Source organism: Micromonospora trifolii, assembly GCF_050516465.1.
Lineage (GTDB): Bacteria > Actinomycetota > Actinomycetes > Mycobacteriales > Micromonosporaceae > Micromonospora > Micromonospora trifolii.
The window spans coordinates 1865971-1883723 of record NZ_CP191526.1 but is presented as its reverse complement, the minus strand read 5'-3'; the positions used below and the strand labels follow the sequence as shown (position 1 = coordinate 1883723).

At 73.3% G+C, this 17753-nt stretch carries 17 protein-coding genes; 9 read left to right on the top strand and 8 right to left on the bottom strand.

All coding sequences use genetic code 11. The annotated features are described in order from the left end of the window. Window positions 1-62: 62 nt before the first annotated feature. A complete protein-coding gene (locus ACQRWP_RS08605) occupies window positions 63-1433 on the top strand; it encodes an alpha/beta hydrolase family protein (protein ID WP_430501609.1) in 1371 nt (456 codons plus the stop codon). A gap of 66 nt (window positions 1434-1499) precedes the next feature. Here ACQRWP_RS08605 and ACQRWP_RS08600 read toward each other — a convergent pair whose 3' ends face one another. Together ACQRWP_RS08600 and ACQRWP_RS08595 are read right to left on the bottom strand one after the other, a co-directional pair. Continuing rightward, complete coding sequence (locus ACQRWP_RS08600) at window positions 1500-2213, bottom strand: hypothetical protein (protein ID WP_430501608.1); 714 nt, start codon at window positions 2211-2213, stop codon at window positions 1500-1502. A 322-nt stretch (window positions 2214-2535) separates the two neighbouring features. After that, window positions 2536-3024, bottom strand: coding sequence for a VOC family protein (locus ACQRWP_RS08595; protein ID WP_430501607.1), 489 nt, complete (start codon window positions 3022-3024; stop codon window positions 2536-2538). A gap of 58 nt (window positions 3025-3082) precedes the next feature. Here ACQRWP_RS08595 and tsaA point away from each other — a divergent pair, with 58 nt between their 5' ends. Beyond that, window positions 3083-3511 carry a tRNA (N6-threonylcarbamoyladenosine(37)-N6)-methyltransferase TrmO gene (gene tsaA, locus ACQRWP_RS08590; RefSeq protein ID WP_430501606.1) on the top strand — a complete coding sequence of 143 codons (429 nt, stop codon included), beginning with the start codon at window positions 3083-3085 and terminating at the stop codon, window positions 3509-3511. A gap of 59 nt (window positions 3512-3570) precedes the next feature. Here tsaA and ACQRWP_RS08585 read toward each other — a convergent pair whose 3' ends face one another. Together ACQRWP_RS08585 and ACQRWP_RS08580 are read right to left on the bottom strand one after the other, a co-directional pair. Continuing rightward, window positions 3571-4200, bottom strand: a complete 630-nt coding sequence (locus tag ACQRWP_RS08585; protein WP_430501605.1) for an MBL fold metallo-hydrolase — start codon at window positions 4198-4200, stop codon at window positions 3571-3573. After that, the gene (locus tag ACQRWP_RS08580; RefSeq protein WP_430501604.1) at window positions 4197-5285 is read right to left on the bottom strand and encodes an S-(hydroxymethyl)mycothiol dehydrogenase; all 1089 of its coding nucleotides are present in this window, start codon (window positions 5283-5285) and stop codon (window positions 4197-4199) included. Before ACQRWP_RS08580 ends, ACQRWP_RS08585 begins: the two co-directional genes overlap by 4 nt. Window positions 5286-5470: 185 nt before the next feature. Here ACQRWP_RS08580 and ACQRWP_RS08575 point away from each other — a divergent pair, with 185 nt between their 5' ends. Together ACQRWP_RS08575 and ACQRWP_RS08570 are read left to right on the top strand one after the other, a co-directional pair. Beyond that, window positions 5471-5890 carry a hypothetical protein gene (locus ACQRWP_RS08575; RefSeq protein ID WP_354946842.1) on the top strand — a complete coding sequence of 140 codons (420 nt, stop codon included), beginning with the start codon at window positions 5471-5473 and terminating at the stop codon, window positions 5888-5890. 28 nt (window positions 5891-5918) lie between these two features. Then, window positions 5919-7100 carry a low temperature requirement protein A gene (locus ACQRWP_RS08570; protein ID WP_430501603.1) on the top strand — a complete coding sequence of 394 codons (1182 nt, stop codon included), beginning with the start codon at window positions 5919-5921 and terminating at the stop codon, window positions 7098-7100. Between the two features lie 5 nt (window positions 7101-7105). Here the strand turns inward: ACQRWP_RS08570 and ACQRWP_RS08565 are convergent, their stop codons facing one another. The 4 genes from ACQRWP_RS08565 to ACQRWP_RS08550 form a co-directional block, all read right to left on the bottom strand. Continuing rightward, the gene (locus ACQRWP_RS08565) at window positions 7106-8017 is read right to left on the bottom strand and encodes an SDR family NAD(P)-dependent oxidoreductase (protein WP_430501602.1); all 912 of its coding nucleotides are present in this window, start codon (window positions 8015-8017) and stop codon (window positions 7106-7108) included. 22 nt (window positions 8018-8039) lie between these two features. Continuing rightward, complete coding sequence (locus tag ACQRWP_RS08560) at window positions 8040-9548, bottom strand: flavin-containing monooxygenase (protein WP_430501601.1); 1509 nt, start codon at window positions 9546-9548, stop codon at window positions 8040-8042. Window positions 9549-9621: 73 nt separating this feature from the next. After that, entirely contained in the window at window positions 9622-10080 is a 459-nt protein-coding gene (locus ACQRWP_RS08555) for a hypothetical protein (RefSeq protein WP_430501600.1), read from the bottom strand. Then, window positions 10080-10559, bottom strand: a complete 480-nt coding sequence (locus ACQRWP_RS08550) for a hypothetical protein (protein ID WP_430501599.1) — start codon at window positions 10557-10559, stop codon at window positions 10080-10082. The genes ACQRWP_RS08555 and ACQRWP_RS08550 overlap by 1 nt, the downstream gene beginning before the upstream one ends. Before the next feature lie 44 nt (window positions 10560-10603). Between ACQRWP_RS08550 and ACQRWP_RS08545 the strand changes: the two genes are divergently transcribed. The 5 genes from ACQRWP_RS08545 to ACQRWP_RS08525 all read left to right on the top strand — a co-directional run bounded on the left by ACQRWP_RS08545 (window position 10604) and on the right by ACQRWP_RS08525 (window position 17724). After that, window positions 10604-11581 (top strand): helix-turn-helix transcriptional regulator, encoded by a 978-nt coding sequence (locus tag ACQRWP_RS08545; protein WP_430501598.1) that lies wholly within the window; start codon window positions 10604-10606, stop codon window positions 11579-11581. A 92-nt stretch (window positions 11582-11673) separates the two neighbouring features. Continuing rightward, complete coding sequence (locus ACQRWP_RS08540; RefSeq protein ID WP_430501597.1) at window positions 11674-12306, top strand: ATP-binding cassette domain-containing protein; 633 nt, start codon at window positions 11674-11676, stop codon at window positions 12304-12306. After that, window positions 12303-13580: an extracellular solute-binding protein gene (locus ACQRWP_RS08535; protein ID WP_430501596.1), complete on the top strand. Its 1278-nt coding sequence runs from the start codon at window positions 12303-12305 to the stop codon at window positions 13578-13580. The genes ACQRWP_RS08540 and ACQRWP_RS08535 overlap by 4 nt, the downstream gene beginning before the upstream one ends. Beyond that, complete coding sequence (locus tag ACQRWP_RS08530; RefSeq protein WP_430501595.1) at window positions 13577-15343, top strand: hypothetical protein; 1767 nt, start codon at window positions 13577-13579, stop codon at window positions 15341-15343. The genes ACQRWP_RS08535 and ACQRWP_RS08530 overlap by 4 nt, the downstream gene beginning before the upstream one ends. Next, complete coding sequence (locus ACQRWP_RS08525; protein WP_430501594.1) at window positions 15340-17724, top strand: hypothetical protein; 2385 nt, start codon at window positions 15340-15342, stop codon at window positions 17722-17724. Before ACQRWP_RS08530 ends, ACQRWP_RS08525 begins: the two co-directional genes overlap by 4 nt. The last annotated feature ends 29 nt before the right edge of the window (window positions 17725-17753 follow it).

Here is a 17753-nt window from a genome sequence, read left to right as displayed (position 1 = left end):
GGCCGGTAGGCAACCGTCCCGCTGGTCGCCCCCGGGCGACAACCGTCCGATGGGGAGCATCGATGCTGTCCACACCCGTTCGTACCCTCCGCAGGCTGCTCGCCGCCGCCGCGACGCTGACCCTCGCGGTCGGGCTGGCCGGTACCGCGCCGGCCAGCGCCACCGGTCGCGGCGCAAGGGGCGGCGAGCCGCTGCCCGGCTACACCATCGAGAATCCGCCGTTGGCCCCGCTGGTCGTGGGCGGCAAGTCGACGACGGTACGCCAGGGCGTGCACCGCCATGCCGGGTACATCATCGAGGTCCCCGCCCGGTGGAACGGCGACCTGGTGTTGTGGGCGCACGGCTACCGCGGCCAGGGCACTGTGCTCTCGCCGGAACCGCCGGGGTTCGGGCTGCGCCAGCGCCTGCTGGAGCAGGGGTACGCGTGGGCGTCGTCCTCGTACGACCGGAACGGCTTCGACATTCGCTCCGGCGTGCTGGGGACGAAGGATCTCGCCGACTACTTCGGGCGGACGGTCCGTCGGCCGCAGCACACCTACGTCTCCGGTGTGTCGATGGGTGGGTACGTCATCGGTCGTTCGCTGGAGCAGTACCCCGGCTTCTACGACGGCGCGTTGCCGATGTGCGGGGTGCTCGGTGACCAGACGCTGCTCGACTTCTACCTGGACTACAACCTGGTCGCGCAGACGCTCGCCGGGGTGCCGGCCTACCCCACGCCGGCTGACTATCTGACCAACGCGGTGCCCCGCATCCAGGTGGCGCTCGGCCTGGCCGGGCTGACCCCCACCGGGCCGGACACCACCACGGACCGGGGCAAGCAGCTGCGGGCGATCACGGTGAACCGTTCCGGCGGGCCACGTCCGGGCGCGGATGCGGCGTTCGCGGTCTGGAAGGACTTCCTCTTCTCGATCAGCGTGCCCACCGGGAGCGGCAACTCCCCCGCCCAGCGGCCCGGTCAGCTGTCCACCAACCTGCTCACCCGCTACACCCCGAACAGCCCGGTCAACGTCAACGCGACAGTGCAGCGGGTCGCACCGGAGAACGTGTGGCAGCGGCTCCTGCCGACGCTGACCGAGGTGCCGCGGATCGCCGGCCGCCCGACCGCGCCGGTGCTCAGCCTGCACGGCCTAGGCGACCTGTTCGTACCGTTCAGCATGGAGCAGGCGTACGCCACGGACGTGGCGCGGAACGGTCGCAGCAGGCTGGTGGTTCAGCGGGCGATCCGGGCCACGCAGCACTGCGAGTTCACCCCGGCGGAGGCCGGCGCCGCCTGGGACGACCTGGTGTCCTGGGTACGCACCGGCAAGCGCCCGGCCGGCGACACCGTGACCGACCCGGCGGTGGTGGCCCGACCCGACTACGGCTGCCGGTTCAGCGACCGGGACGCGTACGCGGCCGGGGTGGGCACCCGCCGCCTCTACCCGGCCTGCTGAGGTAGGCGCACACGAAGAACCGGCCGGCTCCCGTCGATGGGAGCCGGCCGGCCTCGTGTGCGGGTGTCACCAGATCTGCTGGACGATGTCCGCCGCCTGCTCCTCCCACTGCGCGTACGCGTACGGGAAGGCGGAGACCTGCACGGTCTGCGCAGCGGTGGTCAGCGGCAGGTCCTGCCAGCCACCGACGTTCTTGAGTGCGGTGAAGAACGCCGTGGCGGCGTACTCCGGGTCGGTGATCTGGTCGGGCGTGCCCCAACCGGACGACGGACGCTGCTGGAACAGGCCCTGCGAGTCGTGGTCGTTGTACGCGCCGAGGTGGCCGAGGTTGTACAGCTTCGACTCCTGCAGCGAGGTGGCGACGCCGATCACCGCGCCCCGGTCACCGACGCCGGTCTTCTTGGCGGCGTCGACGATGGCCCGGGCGTTGGCGAGCTGCGCGTCGTCGAGCGGTACGCGCGACTGTGCGCCCTCGATGCCGTGCGGGATCAGCTGGGCCCGGCTCGGCTTGCCGGCCGGCGGCTTACCGGTGGCGGAGCCGGTGGTCAGGCCCGACTCGACGGGCTGCTCATCCTGGTGTGCCGAGGTGGCGGCCTTGCCGGTGGCGAGGTCGATGGCGGCGACGGCGCCCTGGTGCGGTCCGGAGGTGACCGGTGCGGCGGCTGCGGTCGGCGCGAGCGCCAGACCGCCGAGGGCTGCCACACCCGCCACGCTCAGCGCGGTCTTGCGGTACGAGTCCTTAGCGATGGCGGGGAGCCATCGAGTGAAGTCGGCCTTCACGATGGTTGCCCTTTCGATCGTGCGAAGCGCTCCGGGGTGAACACTCCTCGGGAGATGACCGCGGAAAGGGTTTGGGCTCCGGCGGTACGGGGGACACAACCGGGTTCACGTGTCGGGCATTCCGGAAATGGCGGAGGGCTGGCTCGGTGCGGTCCCGGTCACGGCGCAGAGTCGGACATGGGGGCTCGGTCGACATCAGGCCAGACAGCCGCCATGCAAGGTGATGGGGAGGGCAGGCGGTTAGCGGTTTGTCGCTACCGTGCGTGGGCGTCTAGGCCAGCACGGAGGGTGAGATGGGGCCCCGGTCCGCCCACCGCCCGACTCAGTGGTCGCCGTCACCTTCGGACTCCGCGTCCCGCGTTCCGACAGCCCCGTCCGGCGTGATGAGTTCCTGGAAGATGGTGATCTGCAGGTCGGCGGGGGCGTCGAGGCGGGAGTTGAGCGACTGCCACGGCGTACGCGTCGGCGGCGCGATCTCGCTCGCCCCGGCGGCCACCAGTCGGGCGGTCGTCGCCTCCGTGTCGTCCACCTCGAAGGCCACCCGGATGCGCGGCGCGACCTGCCGACCCACCTCGACCTCGTCGATCAGGCGTTTCTGCGCGGGGTTGGCGATCTCCAGAGTGGCGCGGCCGGCGTCCAGGATCACCACCCGCGCATCCCCCTCCCCGCTGAACGCCGCCTCCTCCGGCAGGCCCAGCGCGTCGCGGAAGAACGCGACGGCGGCCTCGTGGTCGGCGGCCTCCACCACGAGGCGCAACTGACGGACGACGGGAGCGGGCGAGTCGGAGGGGACGGGCGAGTCGGCGGCCATGACCGGGGATCCTAGCGTCGCGGCGGGCTAGGTTGGGACCGTCCAGGAGGGAGCGAGGATGGTGGATGCAGTGAGCGATGACGCGTACCTGCTGCGCCCGGTCGGCCGGGTCGCCTCGTCGCTGACCGACGCGGCGAGCGCGCCACGGCAGGGCGACGAGGGCGCGCCGCCGGCGTGGCTGGTCTTCGACCCGCAGGTCGAGCGGGCCCTGCGTGAGCTGCGGGTCGGCATGGAGCTGCTGGTGCTGACCTGGTTGGACCGCGCCCGGCGCGACGTGCTCGCGGTGCACCCACGCGGCGACGAAGACCGGCCGGAGACCGGGGTGTTCAGCACCCGCTCCCCGCACCGGCCCAACCCGATCGGGCTGCACCGGGTGCGGGTCCTGGCGGTGGACGGGCTACGCGTCGAGGTGGCCGACCTGGAGGCCCTCGACGGCACCCCGATCCTGGACGTCAAACCGGTGCTGGGCGCGGCCGACGAACGTTGAGCCCGTCGACCACGCGCCAGCGGGCCGACCCGCCAGCCCAACCAAGCCGCCGCCCGCAGTCAGTGGCCGCGGTCCAGCCACTCCTGCAGGTGCGGGGCCTCCGTGCCGATCGTCGTGTCGTCGCCGTGGCCGGTGTGCACGACCGTCTCCGCGGGAAGGGTCAGCAGGCGGGTGCGGATCGACCGGACGATGGTGTCGAAGTCGCTGTACGAGCGGCCCGTCGCGCCCGGCCCACCGGCGAAGAGCGTGTCGCCGGTGAACACCGCGCCCAGCTCCGGCGCGTGGAAGCTGCACGCCCCGGGGCTGTGCCCGGGGGTGTGCAGCACCCGCAGCGTGGTGCCGCCCACCTCGATGCTCTGCCCGTCGTGCAGTTCTCCGTTGGGCGGCAGGTGCGGGTGGACCATGTCCCAGAGAACCCGGTCGGCGGCGTGCAGCAGCACCGGTGCGCCGGTGGCCTCGGCCAGCTCGGGTGCTACCCGGACGTGATCGTCGTGGGCGTGGGTGGCCAGGATCGCCCGGACCTGCCGGTCGCCCACCAGGGCGAGGATCGCCGCCACGTCGTGCGGCGCGTCCAGGACGACGCACTCGCGGTCGTCACCGATCACCCAGACGTTGTTGTCCACGTCGAACGTCTGCCCGTCCAGGGAGAACGTGCCCGAGGTGACCGCGTGGTCGACGCGGGCGGTCACGGGAACACCACCACCGAGCGGAGCACGTCGCCGTGGTGCATCCGGTCGAAGGCGTTCTCGACCTGGTCGAGTGCGATCTCCTCGGTGACGAACGCATCCAGGTCGAGCCGGCCCTGTAGGTACAGCTCGGTGAGCATCGGGAAGTCCCGGCTGGGCAGGCAGTCGCCGTACCAGCTGGACTTGAGGGCGCCGCCACGTCCGAAGACGTCCAGCAGCGGCAGCTCGATCTGCATCTGCGGGGTCGGTACGCCGACCAGCACCACAGTGCCGGCCAGGTCGCGGGCGTAGAACGCCTGCTTCCACGTCTCCGGTCGGCCCACCGCGTCGATCACCACGTCGGCGCCGAAGCCACCGGTGGCGGCACGGATCGCCTCGACCGGGTCGGTCTCGGAGGCGTTCACGGTGTGCGTGGCGCCGAACTTGCGGGCCCAGTCGAGTTTGCGGCTGTCGGTGTCCACGGCGACGATCGTGGTGGCGCCGGCGAGGGCCGCGCCGGCGACCGCCGCGTCTCCGACGCCGCCGCAGCCGATCACCGCGACCGAGTCGCCCCGGGTGACGTTTCCGGTGTTCATCGCCGCGCCCAGCCCGGCCATCACCCCGCAGCCGAGCAGACCCACGGCGGCGGGTCGGGCCGCCGGGTCCACCTTCGTGCACTGCCCGGCGTGCACCAGGGTCTTCTCGGCGAATGCCCCGATGCCCAGCGCCGGGGTGAGTTCGGTGCCGTCGGTGAGGGTCATCCGCTGGGTGGCGTTGTGGGTGTTGAAGCAGTACCAGGGCCGGCCCCGGCGGCAGGCGCGGCACACGCCGCAGACCGCGCGCCAGTTGAGTACCACGAAGTCGCCCGGGGCGACGTCGGTGACGCCCTCGCCGACCTGCTCCACGATGCCCGCCGCCTCGTGACCGAGCAGGAACGGGTAGTCGTCGTTGATGCCACCCTCGCGGTAGTGCAGGTCGGTGTGGCAGACGCCGCACGACTGAATCCGGACGATCGCCTCACCGGGCCCGGGATCGGGCACCACGATGGTGGTGACCTCGACCGGCGCGCCCTTGCTGCGGGAGATGACTCCCCGGACTTCCTGGCTCACTTCGCCTCCTGCTGGTGGTCTGCGGCGGGACCGGGTGCCGGGGTGCGCGGGTGTGCCACGGGCTCGGCGGTGGGCCCCCGGCGAACCTACCGCGACCACCACGGCCAGCCCAGCCGGCCCGGCGGGTTATCGCGGGCGGTCCGGGGTACGCGGGCCGCATTCGACCACGGCCAACGGGAGTGACAATGAAATTTGCGCACCTGCCGCTACGGGTCAGCATCGGCGCGTACTTCCTCAACTCGGGTCTGGGCAAGCGCACCCTGGAGGGGACCGCCGCGGAGGGCTTGCACGGGATGGCGGTCGCCGCCATGCCGCAGCTCGGGCAGCTGGAGCCGGCGCGCTTCGCCAAGCTGCTGTCGTACTCGGAAATCGCCCTGGGGGCCGCGCTGATCGCGCCGTTCGTCCCGGCGCCCCTGGTCGGGCTCGGCCTGACCGCGTTCGGCGCGGGCCTGGTGCAGCTGTACCTGAAGACGCCGGGGATGCGCGAACCCGGCAGCATCCGCCCGACCCAGCAGGGCGCGGGGCTGGCCAAGGACGTCTGGCTGGTCGGCGCGGGGCTGACCCTGGTGCTGGAGGGGCTGACCCACGGCCGTCGGCGCGGCTGAACCGGCGCGGGCGGCCTGAGGAGCTGCGGTGACCCAGCCTCGGTCGGTGCGGCCGTTCTACCGGCCGATGCGGCCACGTCGTCGTGACGAGCCGCACCGCGCGGCCACGCCGCTGGAACTCTTCTTCGACCTGTGTTTCGTGGTGGCTGTGGCGCAGGCCGCCGCCAACCTGCACCACGCCGTCTCCGAGGACCAGATCGGCCACGCGCTGACCAGGTACCTCCTGGTCTTCTTCGCGATCTGGTGGTCGTGGATGAACTTCACCTGGTTCGCCTCGGCCTACGACACCGACGACGACCTCTACCGGATCGCGACGCTGGTGCAGATAGCCGGGGCGTTGATCATCGCCGCCGGAGTGCCCCGGGCGTTCACCGACGGCGATTTCAGCGTCATCACGTACGGCTACGTGGTGATGCGGATCGCGCTCGTCGTGCAGTGGTGCCGGGCCGCCGCCGGTGACCCGGCGCACCGCCCGGCGGCCCGGCGCTACGCGATCGGCGTCACCGTCGTCCAGCTCGGCTGGCTGCTGCGGCTGGCCCTGCCGCAGGGCTGGGGGACCGCGGCGTTGCTGCTGCTGATCGTGGCCGACCTGCTGGTGCCGGCGGTGGCCGAGCGCCCGGGCATGACCCCCTGGCATCCGCGACACATCACGGAACGGTATGGGCTGTTCACCCTGATCGTGCTCGGTGACGTGGTGCTGGCCACGTCGGTGGCCATCCAGACCGGAGTGGACGCCGGCGACCGCCGCCTCTGGTCGCTGGCGGCGGCGGCCACCGTGATCGTGTTCGCCCTGTGGTGGCTCTACTTCGACCGGCCCATCGACGCGCCCGACCGGATGCCGTACACGCTGGTGTGGGGCTACGGCCACTACCTGATCTTCGCGGCGGTCGCTGCGGTCGGCGCGGGTCTGAGCGTTTCGGTGGACCACGAGCGGCACCTCGCGCACATTTCGGGAAGGATCGCCGGGTACGCGGTGGCCGTGCCGATCGCCGTCTTCCTGCTCACGGTCTGGGTGCTGCACGTACGTCGGCAGCAGCATGGCGCGGTGGTCGTCGCCTTCCCGGTCGTGGCGCTGCTGGCACTGCTCGCACCGCTCGGTCCGGCACCGGTGTACGCGGTGGCGGCGCTGCTGGTCGCCCTCGTGGCGTTGACCATCCTGTTGCGCCGCCGTGACGTGGGCCCGAGCGCGACGGTGGCCGACCCGGCCTGAACCGCTCAGGCCACCTCGCGGGCCGGGTCGGCGAGGGTGTCGGCGGGGCGTTGCGCGGGAACGCCGGCAGCGGGCGGCGCCGGGCGGGCCACACCCCGGTTCAGGCCGGTGACCAGGAGCCGGTTGTACGAGGCCGGCATGACCCGGGCCAGCAGGTCGGGCAGCTTCGCCGACCAGCCGATCAACACTCGGCCCCGTCGCCGTTCGACGCCACGCAGGATCACCTCGGCGGCCCGCTCCGGCGCGATGGTCAGCAGCTTCTCGAACTGCGCCCGGCCGGCCGCGTACTCGTCGTGGGAGACGCCACTGCCGATCCGGGCGTTCTCGGTGATCCGGGTGCGGATGCCGCCGGGGTGCACCGAGGTCACCCCGATGCCGTCGTCGACCAGCTCGTGGCGCAGGGCCTCGGTGAAGCCGCGTACGGCGAACTTGCTCGCCGCGTACGCGGTCTGCCCGGCCGGCGCGATCAGCCCGAACAGGCTGGAGATGTTGACCAGGTGCGCGCCCTGCTCGGCCCGGAGGTTGGGCAGCAGGGCATGGGTCAGCTGTGCCACGGCCCGGAAGTTGACGTCGATCACCCAGCTGAACTCGTCGAACGTCACCTGGTCGAACCGACCGCCGAGGCCCACGCCGGCATTGTTGATCAGCAGGCGTACCCGGGGGTGCCGCTGGCCGATCTCGGCGGCCACCTGGGCGGTGGCGGTCTGGTCGGCGAGGTCCACCAGGTACGTGGCGAGCTGACGATCCGGGTGGTCGGCGCGGATCGCGGCGGTGACCGCGTCCAGCCGCTCGGCGTCGCGGTCCAGCAGGACCAGATCGCTGCCTCGGCGGGCCAACGCGTGGGCCAGCGCGGCACCGATGCCACTGGCTGCCCCGGTGACCACCGCGGTCGCGCCGGCGAAGTCGAACCTCTGCACGATCCTGCTCCTCTGCTGGCGGTTACCGACGCTCGGACGCGACGGGACGTCGGGTGCGGTCGGGCACTGTCACCTCGCCGACGCGCGAGAACCGCACACCCTCGTCGGTGAGCCGGCCGTGCCGCATCAGCAGCACGTCGCGGGCGTAGTTCTGGTGCAGCCGCCACGGCGCGGTCGCGCCCTGCCTGGGCAGCGTGTCGACGGCGCGCAGCACGTAGCCGGAGCGCAGGTCGATCAGCGGCACCCGCTCGGCGTCGGGCGGTGGGAGCGGGGTGACGACGTGCTGGCCGGTGCGATCGAGGTGCCGCAGCAGTCGGCAGACGTACCCGGCGACCAGGTCGGCCTTGAGCGTCCACGACGCGTTGGTGTAGCCGAGTGTCAGCGCGAAGTTCGGCACGCCGGAGAGCATCATGCCCTTGTAGGCCACGGTCCTCGGCAGGTCGACGTCGACGCCGTCCACCCGCAGCGTCAGGCCACCGAGGGCGAGCAGGTTGAGCCCGGTCGCGGTGACCACGATGTCGGCGGGCACCGCCGCGCCGGAGGTCAGCCGGACACCGGTCGCGGTGAAGGTGTCGATGGTGTCGGTGACCACCGACGCGGTGCCGTCGCGCACGGCCGTGAACAGGTCGCCGTCGGGTGCCACACAGAGCCGCTGGTCCCAGGGGTCGTAGCGCGGCGAGAAGTGACGGTCGACGTTGTACCCCACCGGGAGCCGGCCCCGCGCGGCCCGGCGCAGCACCCGCTTCACCAGGCCGGGCGCACGCCGGCTGAGCTGGAAGTTGACGGTGGACAGCAGCACGTTCTTCCAACGCACCACCGGATACGCGGCCTTCGCCGGCAGCCAACGCCGCAACGCGTCGGCCAGCCGGTCATGGGCGGGCAACGCCAGAATGTACGTCGGTGAGCGCTGGAGCATGGTCACGTGCGCGGCCCGCTGGGCCATCGCCGGCACCAGGGTGACCGCTGTGGCGCCGCTGCCGATCACCACCACCCGCTTGCCGGTGTGGTCGAGGTCGTCGGGCCAGTGCTGCGGGTGCACCAGCCGCCCGGTGTACGCGTCGACACCGGGCAGGGGCGGGGTGTAACCCTCGTCGTAGCGGTAGTAGCCGGCGCAGGCGAAGAGGAACGAGCAGGTCAGCACCACGATTTCGGCGGTGTCGGTGCGCTGGGCGTGCACCGTCCAGCGGGCGGTGTCGCTGTCCCACTCGGCGCGCAGCACCCGGTGGCGGAAGCGGATGTGGCGCGGCACGTCGTACTCCCGGGCGGTCTCCCGCACGTACTCCCGGATGGTCGTGCCGTCGGCGATGGCCTTCGGCGCGGTCCACGGCTTGAACGAGTAGCCGAGGGTGAACATGTCCGAGTCGGAGCGGATGCCCGGGTAGCGGAACAGGTCCCAGGTGCCGCCGATGGCGTCACGCGCCTCCAGCACCGCGTACGTCTTGTCGGGGCAGTCACGACGAAGGTGGCAGGCGGCGCCGACACCGGACAGGCCGGCGCCGATGATCAGCACGTCGACGTGGTCGGAGGCCATCGCGTTCCTCCATCCGGGGCGGTGATCGGACCCTAACACCGCACCCGTTTGGCCGGAAACTACGCGACAACCCCTAGTCGGACGCTCGGGTGAACGTCATGATCCAGTTGGTCTCCCAGGTCTGCTCGCCGTCGACCGAGAACGCCTGCTCCCAGCGGGCGGTGGTCGCGCTGATCTCCGACCAGATGAACCGGCACCGGACCGGCCGCCCCTCGTGTTGGTCGTCGGCGTAGAAGCGGCCCACCCCGTCGACGAAGCGGCCCACCATCGGGGGCAGTCCCAGCACCCCGTCGACGCTGCTCATCCAGTAGATCGACCACTCCTCGCGAGCCGGGTCGAAGATCCGGACAGTGGCACCAGCGGAGCCCTTGGTCGGGAACGTGATCTCGTCGAAGTGACCGCCACCGGCGAAGAAGCCGTGCGCCACCGACACCCCCGGGAACTCCTCCCACTCGTCCGAGCCAACCAGCCGCTTGCGCAGCCGCCGGTTGACCACGTTCCAGGTGCCCACAAAGAAGTCGAAGTCGCCCATCAGCGGCCCACCGGCCCTTCCGCTCGCGTGTCGTCCAGATATCCAGTCAGGTTGGGCGCCTCCGGCGCAAGCATGTGCCGAACCCAGGCCGCCCGCTCGTGCTCCAGCACCGCCAACTCCCAGACGCAGCCGACGGCGGGTCGACGTACCTCGACGAAGTGGGTCGGGTCGGTGTCCGGACAGTCCAGCGCCGGCTGTCCGGCCGCGGCGACACGGACCTCCACCGCGTTGTCCCACACCCAGGTGTACGCCAGCAGGTAGGCGCCGGTGTCCGCGCCCCGGTGCAGCACCACCCACCCGGCGGCGGGGGTGCCGTCGTCGACGGCGTCGGCCAGCAGCGCGGTCAGCAGGTCGTATGCGGCCTTTTCCACCTCCGGTTCGACAGGCCGTTCCGGCTGGTCGATGTGGTAGCGCTTGAGCTGCCGGCCGTTCACGAGCACCGGTCCGGGCGTTCGTAGTTCCTTGTCGCGAAATGCCATGCCGGGACCCTACGAGCGGTCCCCTGACAACTAGTGTCAGTGAAGTGCGAGCTTCTCGACTTCTCTCCGTCCTGCTGCTGCTCCAGTCGCACGGGCGGTTGACCGCCGCGCAGCTCGCCGAGCGGTTGGCCGTCTCCCCCCGCACCATCTACCGGGACGTCGAGTCGCTGCACGCCGCGGGCATCCCGCTCTACGGCGAGGCCGGGCACGCCGGCGGCTACCAACTGGTCGACGGCTGGCGGACCCGACTGACCGGGCTGACCGCCGAGGAGGCCGACCGGCTGTTCCTCGCCGGGCTGCCCGGCCCCGCCGACGAGTTGGGCTACGGCGACGTGGTGGCGGCGCTGCAACTGAAGCTGCACGCCGCGCTCCCCGCGCCGCTGCGCGATCGGGCGACCCGGCTGCAACAACGCTTCCACCTGGACACTCCCGGGTGGTACGCCGACGGCGACGCCTCCCCCGAGTTGGCCCGCACGGCCGAGGCGGTCTGGCGGCAGCACCGCGTCGAGGTGCGCTACCGCGGCTGGAACGGCGAGGTGACCCGGGTCCTGGAGCCGTACGGCCTGGTACTCAAGGGCGGCCGTTGGTATGTGGTGGCCGACCAGCCCGGCCGGGGCGCGCCGGCGACCTACCGGGTCAACCAGATCCTCGCGTTGACCCCGCTGGCGCAGGAGTTCCACCGACCCGCCGACTTCGACCTGCCGTCCTGGTGGCGGGCGCACGTGGTGCAGTTCCGGGCCCGGCTGCACCGCGACGATGCCCACGTCCGGCTCTCCCCCACGGGGCGGGAGCGGCTGCGCGAGATCGGCAGCGATCCGGTGGTGACCGCGATGGACACCAGCGCCGGGCCACCGGACGCGCGGGGCTGGGTGAGCGCGGTGTTGCCGATCGAGTCGCTCACCCATGCCCACGGTGAGCTGCTGCGCCTCGGGGCCGACGTCGAGGTGCTGGCCCCGGTGGCGCTGCGCGAACGGCTGGCCGCCACGGCGGCCGGGCTCGCCGTGCTCTACTCCCCCGCCTGAACAGCTCCGACCTTCTCCACAGTGGAAGGGTCGGGGACGTCGATTGTCGGCACGGTGTGCCACCCTGGGACGGTCATCAATGGTCACCGGAGGTGAGCGCCACGTTACGGCTACGCGCACTGGTCGCCGTCCCCGGCACCGGGCCGGTGACCCTCGACGTTCCCGCCGGCACGCTCGCCGCCCTGGTGGCGCCGCCCCGGTTCGGCACGGCGGTCGCCCGGGTGCTGGCCGGGCTGGCCCCGCCGGTGACCGGTCGCGTCCTCGTCGGCGACCGGGACGTCACCGGCCTGCCGCCGCCCCGCCGGCAGATCGGCTACGTGCCCGCCGGTGGCGCGCTGCTGCCGCAGCTCACCGTGCGGCGCAACATCGAGTACGGCCAGCGCAAACGCGAACGGGTGCACGAGGTGGCAAACGACTGGACGGCCACAGTGGTCGACCGGCTCGAGTTGGGGCTCTCCCTGGCCCTGCTGCCACACCAGATCTCCGCCGCCCAGCGGTTCCGGGTGGCGCTCGCCCGAGCGGCGGCCTGCCTGCCCGAGGTGCTGGTGGTCGACCTGCCGGCCGGTTCGGCGGGCGACAGCCGTCTCGGTGACCTGATGCCCCGCCTCTCGCCGCCGGACGCCCCCGGGGTGGCGGTGCTGGTCTGCACCGCCGACCCGGCCACCCTGGCCGAGATACCGGTGCGGCACGAGCTGGTCACCGAGCCGAGCGAGGCGACCCGATGAGGCCGGCCGCCGGCGTGAGTCGTCGTACGCTGCTGCGCGCCGCCGCCGCGGGCGCCACCGCGCTGGCCGCCGGCTGCTCCGGCGGGACCCGGTCGGTGCAGGTCGCGGTGGTCTGGAGCACCAGCGAGCTGGACCGGTTCCGCGAGGTCGTCGCCGGCTACCCCGCCCCGGTGCAGGTGGTCAGCGCCGGCAACGACATCGACGCGTTCCTGCGCGCCCGACACCTCGCCGGCACCAGCCCGGACGTGGCGATCCTGCCGCGCCCCGGTCTGGTCACCGAGTACGCCCAGCGCGGTTGGCTGAGCCCGGTGCGCGCGTCCACCGAGTACGCCGTACCCGCCGGGTTGGGTGAGCTGCTGACGGCCGAGGGCCAGCGCTACGGCGTCTGGGTCAAGGCGGCGCACAAGTCGCTGGTCTGGCACCTGCCCTCGATGCTGCCGGTGCAGCCGGCCAACTGGGACGCGCTGGTCCGGCGGACCCAGGAGCTCGGCGCGCTCGCCCGGCGCGACGGCGGGCCGGCGCCCCTGGCCATCGGCGCCGCGGACGGCTGGGTGCTCACCGACTGGTTCGAGAACGTGCTGGCCGACATGGCACCCGAGAGCTACAACGCCCTGGCCCGGCAGGACGCCGACTGGCAGGGCGGACCGGTGCGCGACGCGCTGGACCGGCTCGCCGGGCTCTGGAGCATCAACGGAGCGTTCGTCGGTGGCGGCCGTCGTGCCCTGCTCACCCAGTACGAGGAGTCGGTGATCCAGGTGGTGCACACGAAGCGGGCGGTGATGCTCGTCGGGGCCGACTTCACCGCCGACGTGGCCGACCCGTTCCAGCACGGCCCGGAGGCACCGGTCACGTTCCGGTTCCCGGGCGCCCAGCCGGGCGGCGGCCCCCTGATCGTCGGCGGGGACGCGGCCGTGGCGTTCGCCGACGCCCGGGGTGGGGTCGAGCTGGTCGAGTGGCTCACCAGGGCCGACTCGTTCCAGCCGTGGCTGCGCGCCGGCGGCTACCTCTCGCCCAACACCAACGTCGCGATCGGCAGCTACCGGGACCGCGTCGGCCAGGGTCTCGCCGCGGAGATGCGGACACCCCGCACCCTGCGTTTCGACCTCTCCGACCAGTTGGCCGGCGCGTTCACCGGCTCGGACGGGGTCGGCATCTGGCGAATCATGCAGGGCTTCTTCGCCGACGTCACCGACGGGGTCCGCGCCAGCGAGGCGATCCGCCGGGCCACCGGCCTGCTCGCCGCGGCGGCCCGCAGCGCGGGGGGCGGCCGATGAGCCAGGTGCGGGTCCTCGGCGAGCTGGCGGTCCTCGACGACGTCGGTCCGGCCCGACGGGGTCGGGCCTATCCGGCGGCGGGGGCCACGTCGGCCCTGCTGCTGCCGGCCGCGGTGCTGCTCGGCGGGCTGGTGCTGTGGCCGGTGCTGCGGACCATGCACGCCAGCGTCACCACCGACGGTCGCTGGGTCGGCGCGGCGCACTTCCGGACCGCGCTCGCCGCCCCGGGCACCGGCGCGGTGGTCGGCCGGACGGTCCTCTGGGCCCTGCTCGTGCCCGCGGTGGTGACGGCCCTGGGCTATCTGCTCGCCGCCGCGTCCCGCCGCTCGCAGGAGGGCGGCCTGGTCCGGCTGATCCTCCTGGTGCCGGTGGCGTTGCCGCTGGTCGTCACCGGGGTCACCTTCCGGCTGATGTACGACCCGGACCCGAGCCGAGGGCTGGCCACCCTGGTCGCGACCCGGCTGACCGGCCGCTCGGTGGAGGACGCGCCGCAGTTGCTCGGGCCGGGGATGGTCACCGTCGCGTTGATGTCGGCGTTCGTCTGGGCCTGGGTCGGGTTGGCGGTGCTGGTCTTCCGGTCCGCGCTCGACGCGGTGCCACCGAGCCTCGCCGACGCGGTCCGCGCCTACGGCGGTAAGCGTCGCCATGTGCTGTGGGACGCGCAGTGGCGGCCACTGCTGCTGCGGACGACCGCTGTGGTCTTCGCGTTGGTGGCGGTCGGCACCAGCCGCACGTTCGACCTCATCCTGGTGATGACCCCCGGTTCGGTCCGCGACGAGGCCTCGGTGCTGGCGCTGCGGATCTGGCAGACGTCCGGGGGCACCACCACCGGCGACGGCGCCGCGCTCGGCGTGGTGTGGCTGGTGGCGGTGATCGGCGGGATCATGGTGGCCGCGCTCTTCGTCCGGCAGGCCTGGCCCCCGCCGCGCGTCGAGGCAGCACCGGAGCCCGCTCCGGTCGCCCCGCCCCGGCGGGTCTTCCGGCTGCTCGCGGCAGGTGCCGCGATCGCCTGGCTGGTGCCGCTGGCGGTGCTGGTCGCCACGTCGGCGCACGGCCGGGTGGACGCCGCCGCGCGCGGCTGGTGGTCGGCGCCGCCGAATGGCGAGTCCTACCGCAACCTGGTCACCGGCACCGAGCTGTGGCGCACGCTGGGCTTCACCCTGCTGTTGGCCACCGCGGTGACCGCCACGGTGCTGGTGGTCGCGCTGCTGGCCGCGTACCCGTTGGCCTGGTTGACCGGGCCGGCCGCGCAGGGCACCGGGCTGCTGCTGCTGGCGGCCAGCGTCGTGCCGATCCAGGTCATCGCCGGGCCGGTCAACGAGGTGCTGGGCCTGGTGCTCTCCTCCGGCACGGCCCAGGGCCTGGCCCTGGTGCACATCGCGCTGGGCGTGCCGTTCGCGGTGCTGGTGCTGCGCAACGCGTTCGCCGACCTGCCGGTCGAGCAGGTCCGAGACGCCCGACTGGGCGGGCGCCGGTGGTGGCACACCCTGCGCCGGTTGGCCCGGCACAACCTGTCGGCGGTGGTGGCGGTCTCCGTGCTGGAGTTCGTCCAGGTCTGGAACGACCTGGTGGTGGGTCGGCTGTTCGGTGGGCCGGGGTCGTCGCCGCTCGGGCCGTTCCTGGCCGAGCAGACCCGCAGTTTCGTGAGCAACAGTGGCGCGCTGGCCGCCAGCTCGGTGCTCGCCTCGGTGCTGCCGGTGGTGCTGGTGGTCCTCTCCCGGCGGCACCTGGTCGCCGGGCTCGTCTCCGGGGGCGTGCGGTGACCGGGCCGGGTGGTTCGCGCGGCGGCTCGCGCTGGCCGGCGCTGATCGCGATCGGCGGCGTGGTCGGCAGCATCCTCGCCAACGTTGCCAGCAACCTGGCCGGCAATCTCCTCTCCGAGCTGGCGGCCAGCGTGCTCGGGCCGGTGACCATCGTCCTGGCCTCCAGCGGCGTGGTGGGTTACGTGGTGTACGAGGTGCGCCGCCGCCGGGCCGGCCGGGAGGTCGGCCCCGAGCCGACGGAGGTGCTCACCACCCCGGCCACCGGGGCACCCAACCTGCCCTACACGGCCGAGTTCACCGGTCGCGACGAGCACGTCGACGCGCTGGTCGGTCTGCTCACCCGGGAGCACGCGGTGGCGGTCCTGGGCCGGCGCGCGGTGGGCACCTCCGCGTGCGCCGTGCAGGCCGCCAACCAGTGCCGGGAGGATTTCCCCGACGGGCAGTACTACCTGGACCTGCGGCGGCGCGGCCGACCCCGCTCGGCCCGGCAGGTGCTCACCGCGCTGGCCCGGATCCTGGGCACCGCCCCGCCGACCTCCGGCCGGCCGGACGCGCTCGCCGCGGCCGCGGACGCGCTGCGCGGTCAGCTCGACGGTCGCAAGATCCTGCTGGTGCTGGACAACGTCGACCGCCCCGACCAGGTCCGGCCACTGTTGCCGCCCACCGCGCGCACCTGCCGCCTGCTGCTCGCCGGCGGTCCGGCGCTGGTCGGTCTGGAGGGTGTGGTCGCGCACTGGATCGCCGAACCGGGCACGTCCGAGGCCGTGGAGCTGTTCGCGACGGCGGGCGGGGCCGCTCCCGCCGCCCGGGTCCGTCGCGCCGACCCGCGCACCGACCCGGCGGTACGCGAGATCGTCGACCTGTGCGGGCGGCAACCGCGTACCGTCCGCGCGCTCGGTTACCGCACCGCTCAACACGGCTGGCGGCACTCCGACGTGCTGGACGCGCTGCGCCGCGCGGTGCAGACACCACCGCACCAGCGGCTCGCCGTCTCACCGGCGGCCCGCCTGGTCACCGAACGGGACATCGCGTACCGGGTGTTGCCCCGCCAGGCCCGCCGGTTGTACCGGCTGATGTCGCTGGTCCCCGCCCCGGTGGACCGGCCCACCATCGCCGCGCTGGCCGGGCGGCACCCCGAGCTGGTGACCGCACTGCTCGACCGGTTGGCCGCCGCCGCGTTCGTGGTCGGCGCACCCGGCGACCGGTACGAGATCCGCCCCCTGCTGGCCGGCAGCGCCCGACTGCACCTGCGGGACGCGGATCCGGCCCGGGCCCGGGTCGCCGCGCAGGCCCGGCTGACCCGGCACCTGGCCCGCCGGGCCGAACGGCACGCGGCCAACCTGGCGGTGCTCGGCTCCCCACCCGACCGGGAGTGGTCGCTGCCGCTGGACGACGACCCGTACGGGTGGTTCGACCTGCACCAGGAGCTGCTGCTGGCGGTGGTGCGGGTGCCGGCCGGCGCGAAGGAGACGCTGCCCCGCCGGGTCCGCCGATGGTGGTTCCGGCTGGCCGTGGCGCTGTGCGGGTGGCTGGCGTACGCCGAGCGGCTCGACGAGTGGGAGCAGGTCTGCCGCACCGTGCTGGCCACCCCGACAGCCGACGACCGCCCGGAGATCGCCGGGTGGGCGCACAACGAGCTGGGGGTGCTGCGTCGACGCCGGCACGACCCGCAGGGGGCGGCCGCCGCGCTCACCCTCGCGGTCAACGAGCGGGGGCGGCGGGGCAACGCCCAGGCGCGGATGAACCTCGGCCTGGCCCTGCTCGACCTGGGGCAGCTCGACGACGCGGTGGAGCACCTGGAGATGTCCCGCCGACACCGCTCCGGCGCCGACCGGGCCGGGCACGCCCTCACCGAGCTGGGTCTGGGCGCGGCCCAGCTGGCCCGGGGCGAACCGGACACCGCGCACCACCACCTGGTGCGGGCGGCCAACACGTTCCGGTCGGTGGGCGACGCGCGCGGGTACGCCGCGGCGCTGACCAACCTGGTGCTGGTGCACGCGGCGCTCGGCGAGCACCTGGACGCCGCCCAGGCGTGGCGGGCCGCACTGCGCGAGTACGAGTCGGTCAACGACCCGACCAGCCGGGCGACGGCACTGCTCAACGCCGGGGCGACGCTGCTGAGCAGCACCCCGGGGCAGGCGCGGACGGCGTACGAGCTGCTGGCCGAGAGCCGCCGGCTGCGCGAGGAGACCCAGCCGACCGCCGGGCTGGCGCGCACCCTGCTCTACCTGGGTGACGCCTGCGCCGCGCTGGGCGACCGGGCCGAGGCGCGGCGGCACTGGGCGGACGCGGCGGCGGTGGCCGAGGAGGTCACCGACGCCCAGGGGTTGGCCGCCGCCGACGCCCGACTGGAGGACGACGCCGACAGCCGGGTGACGTAGGTCGCTCGGGTTGGTCGGTGGCACGGCTC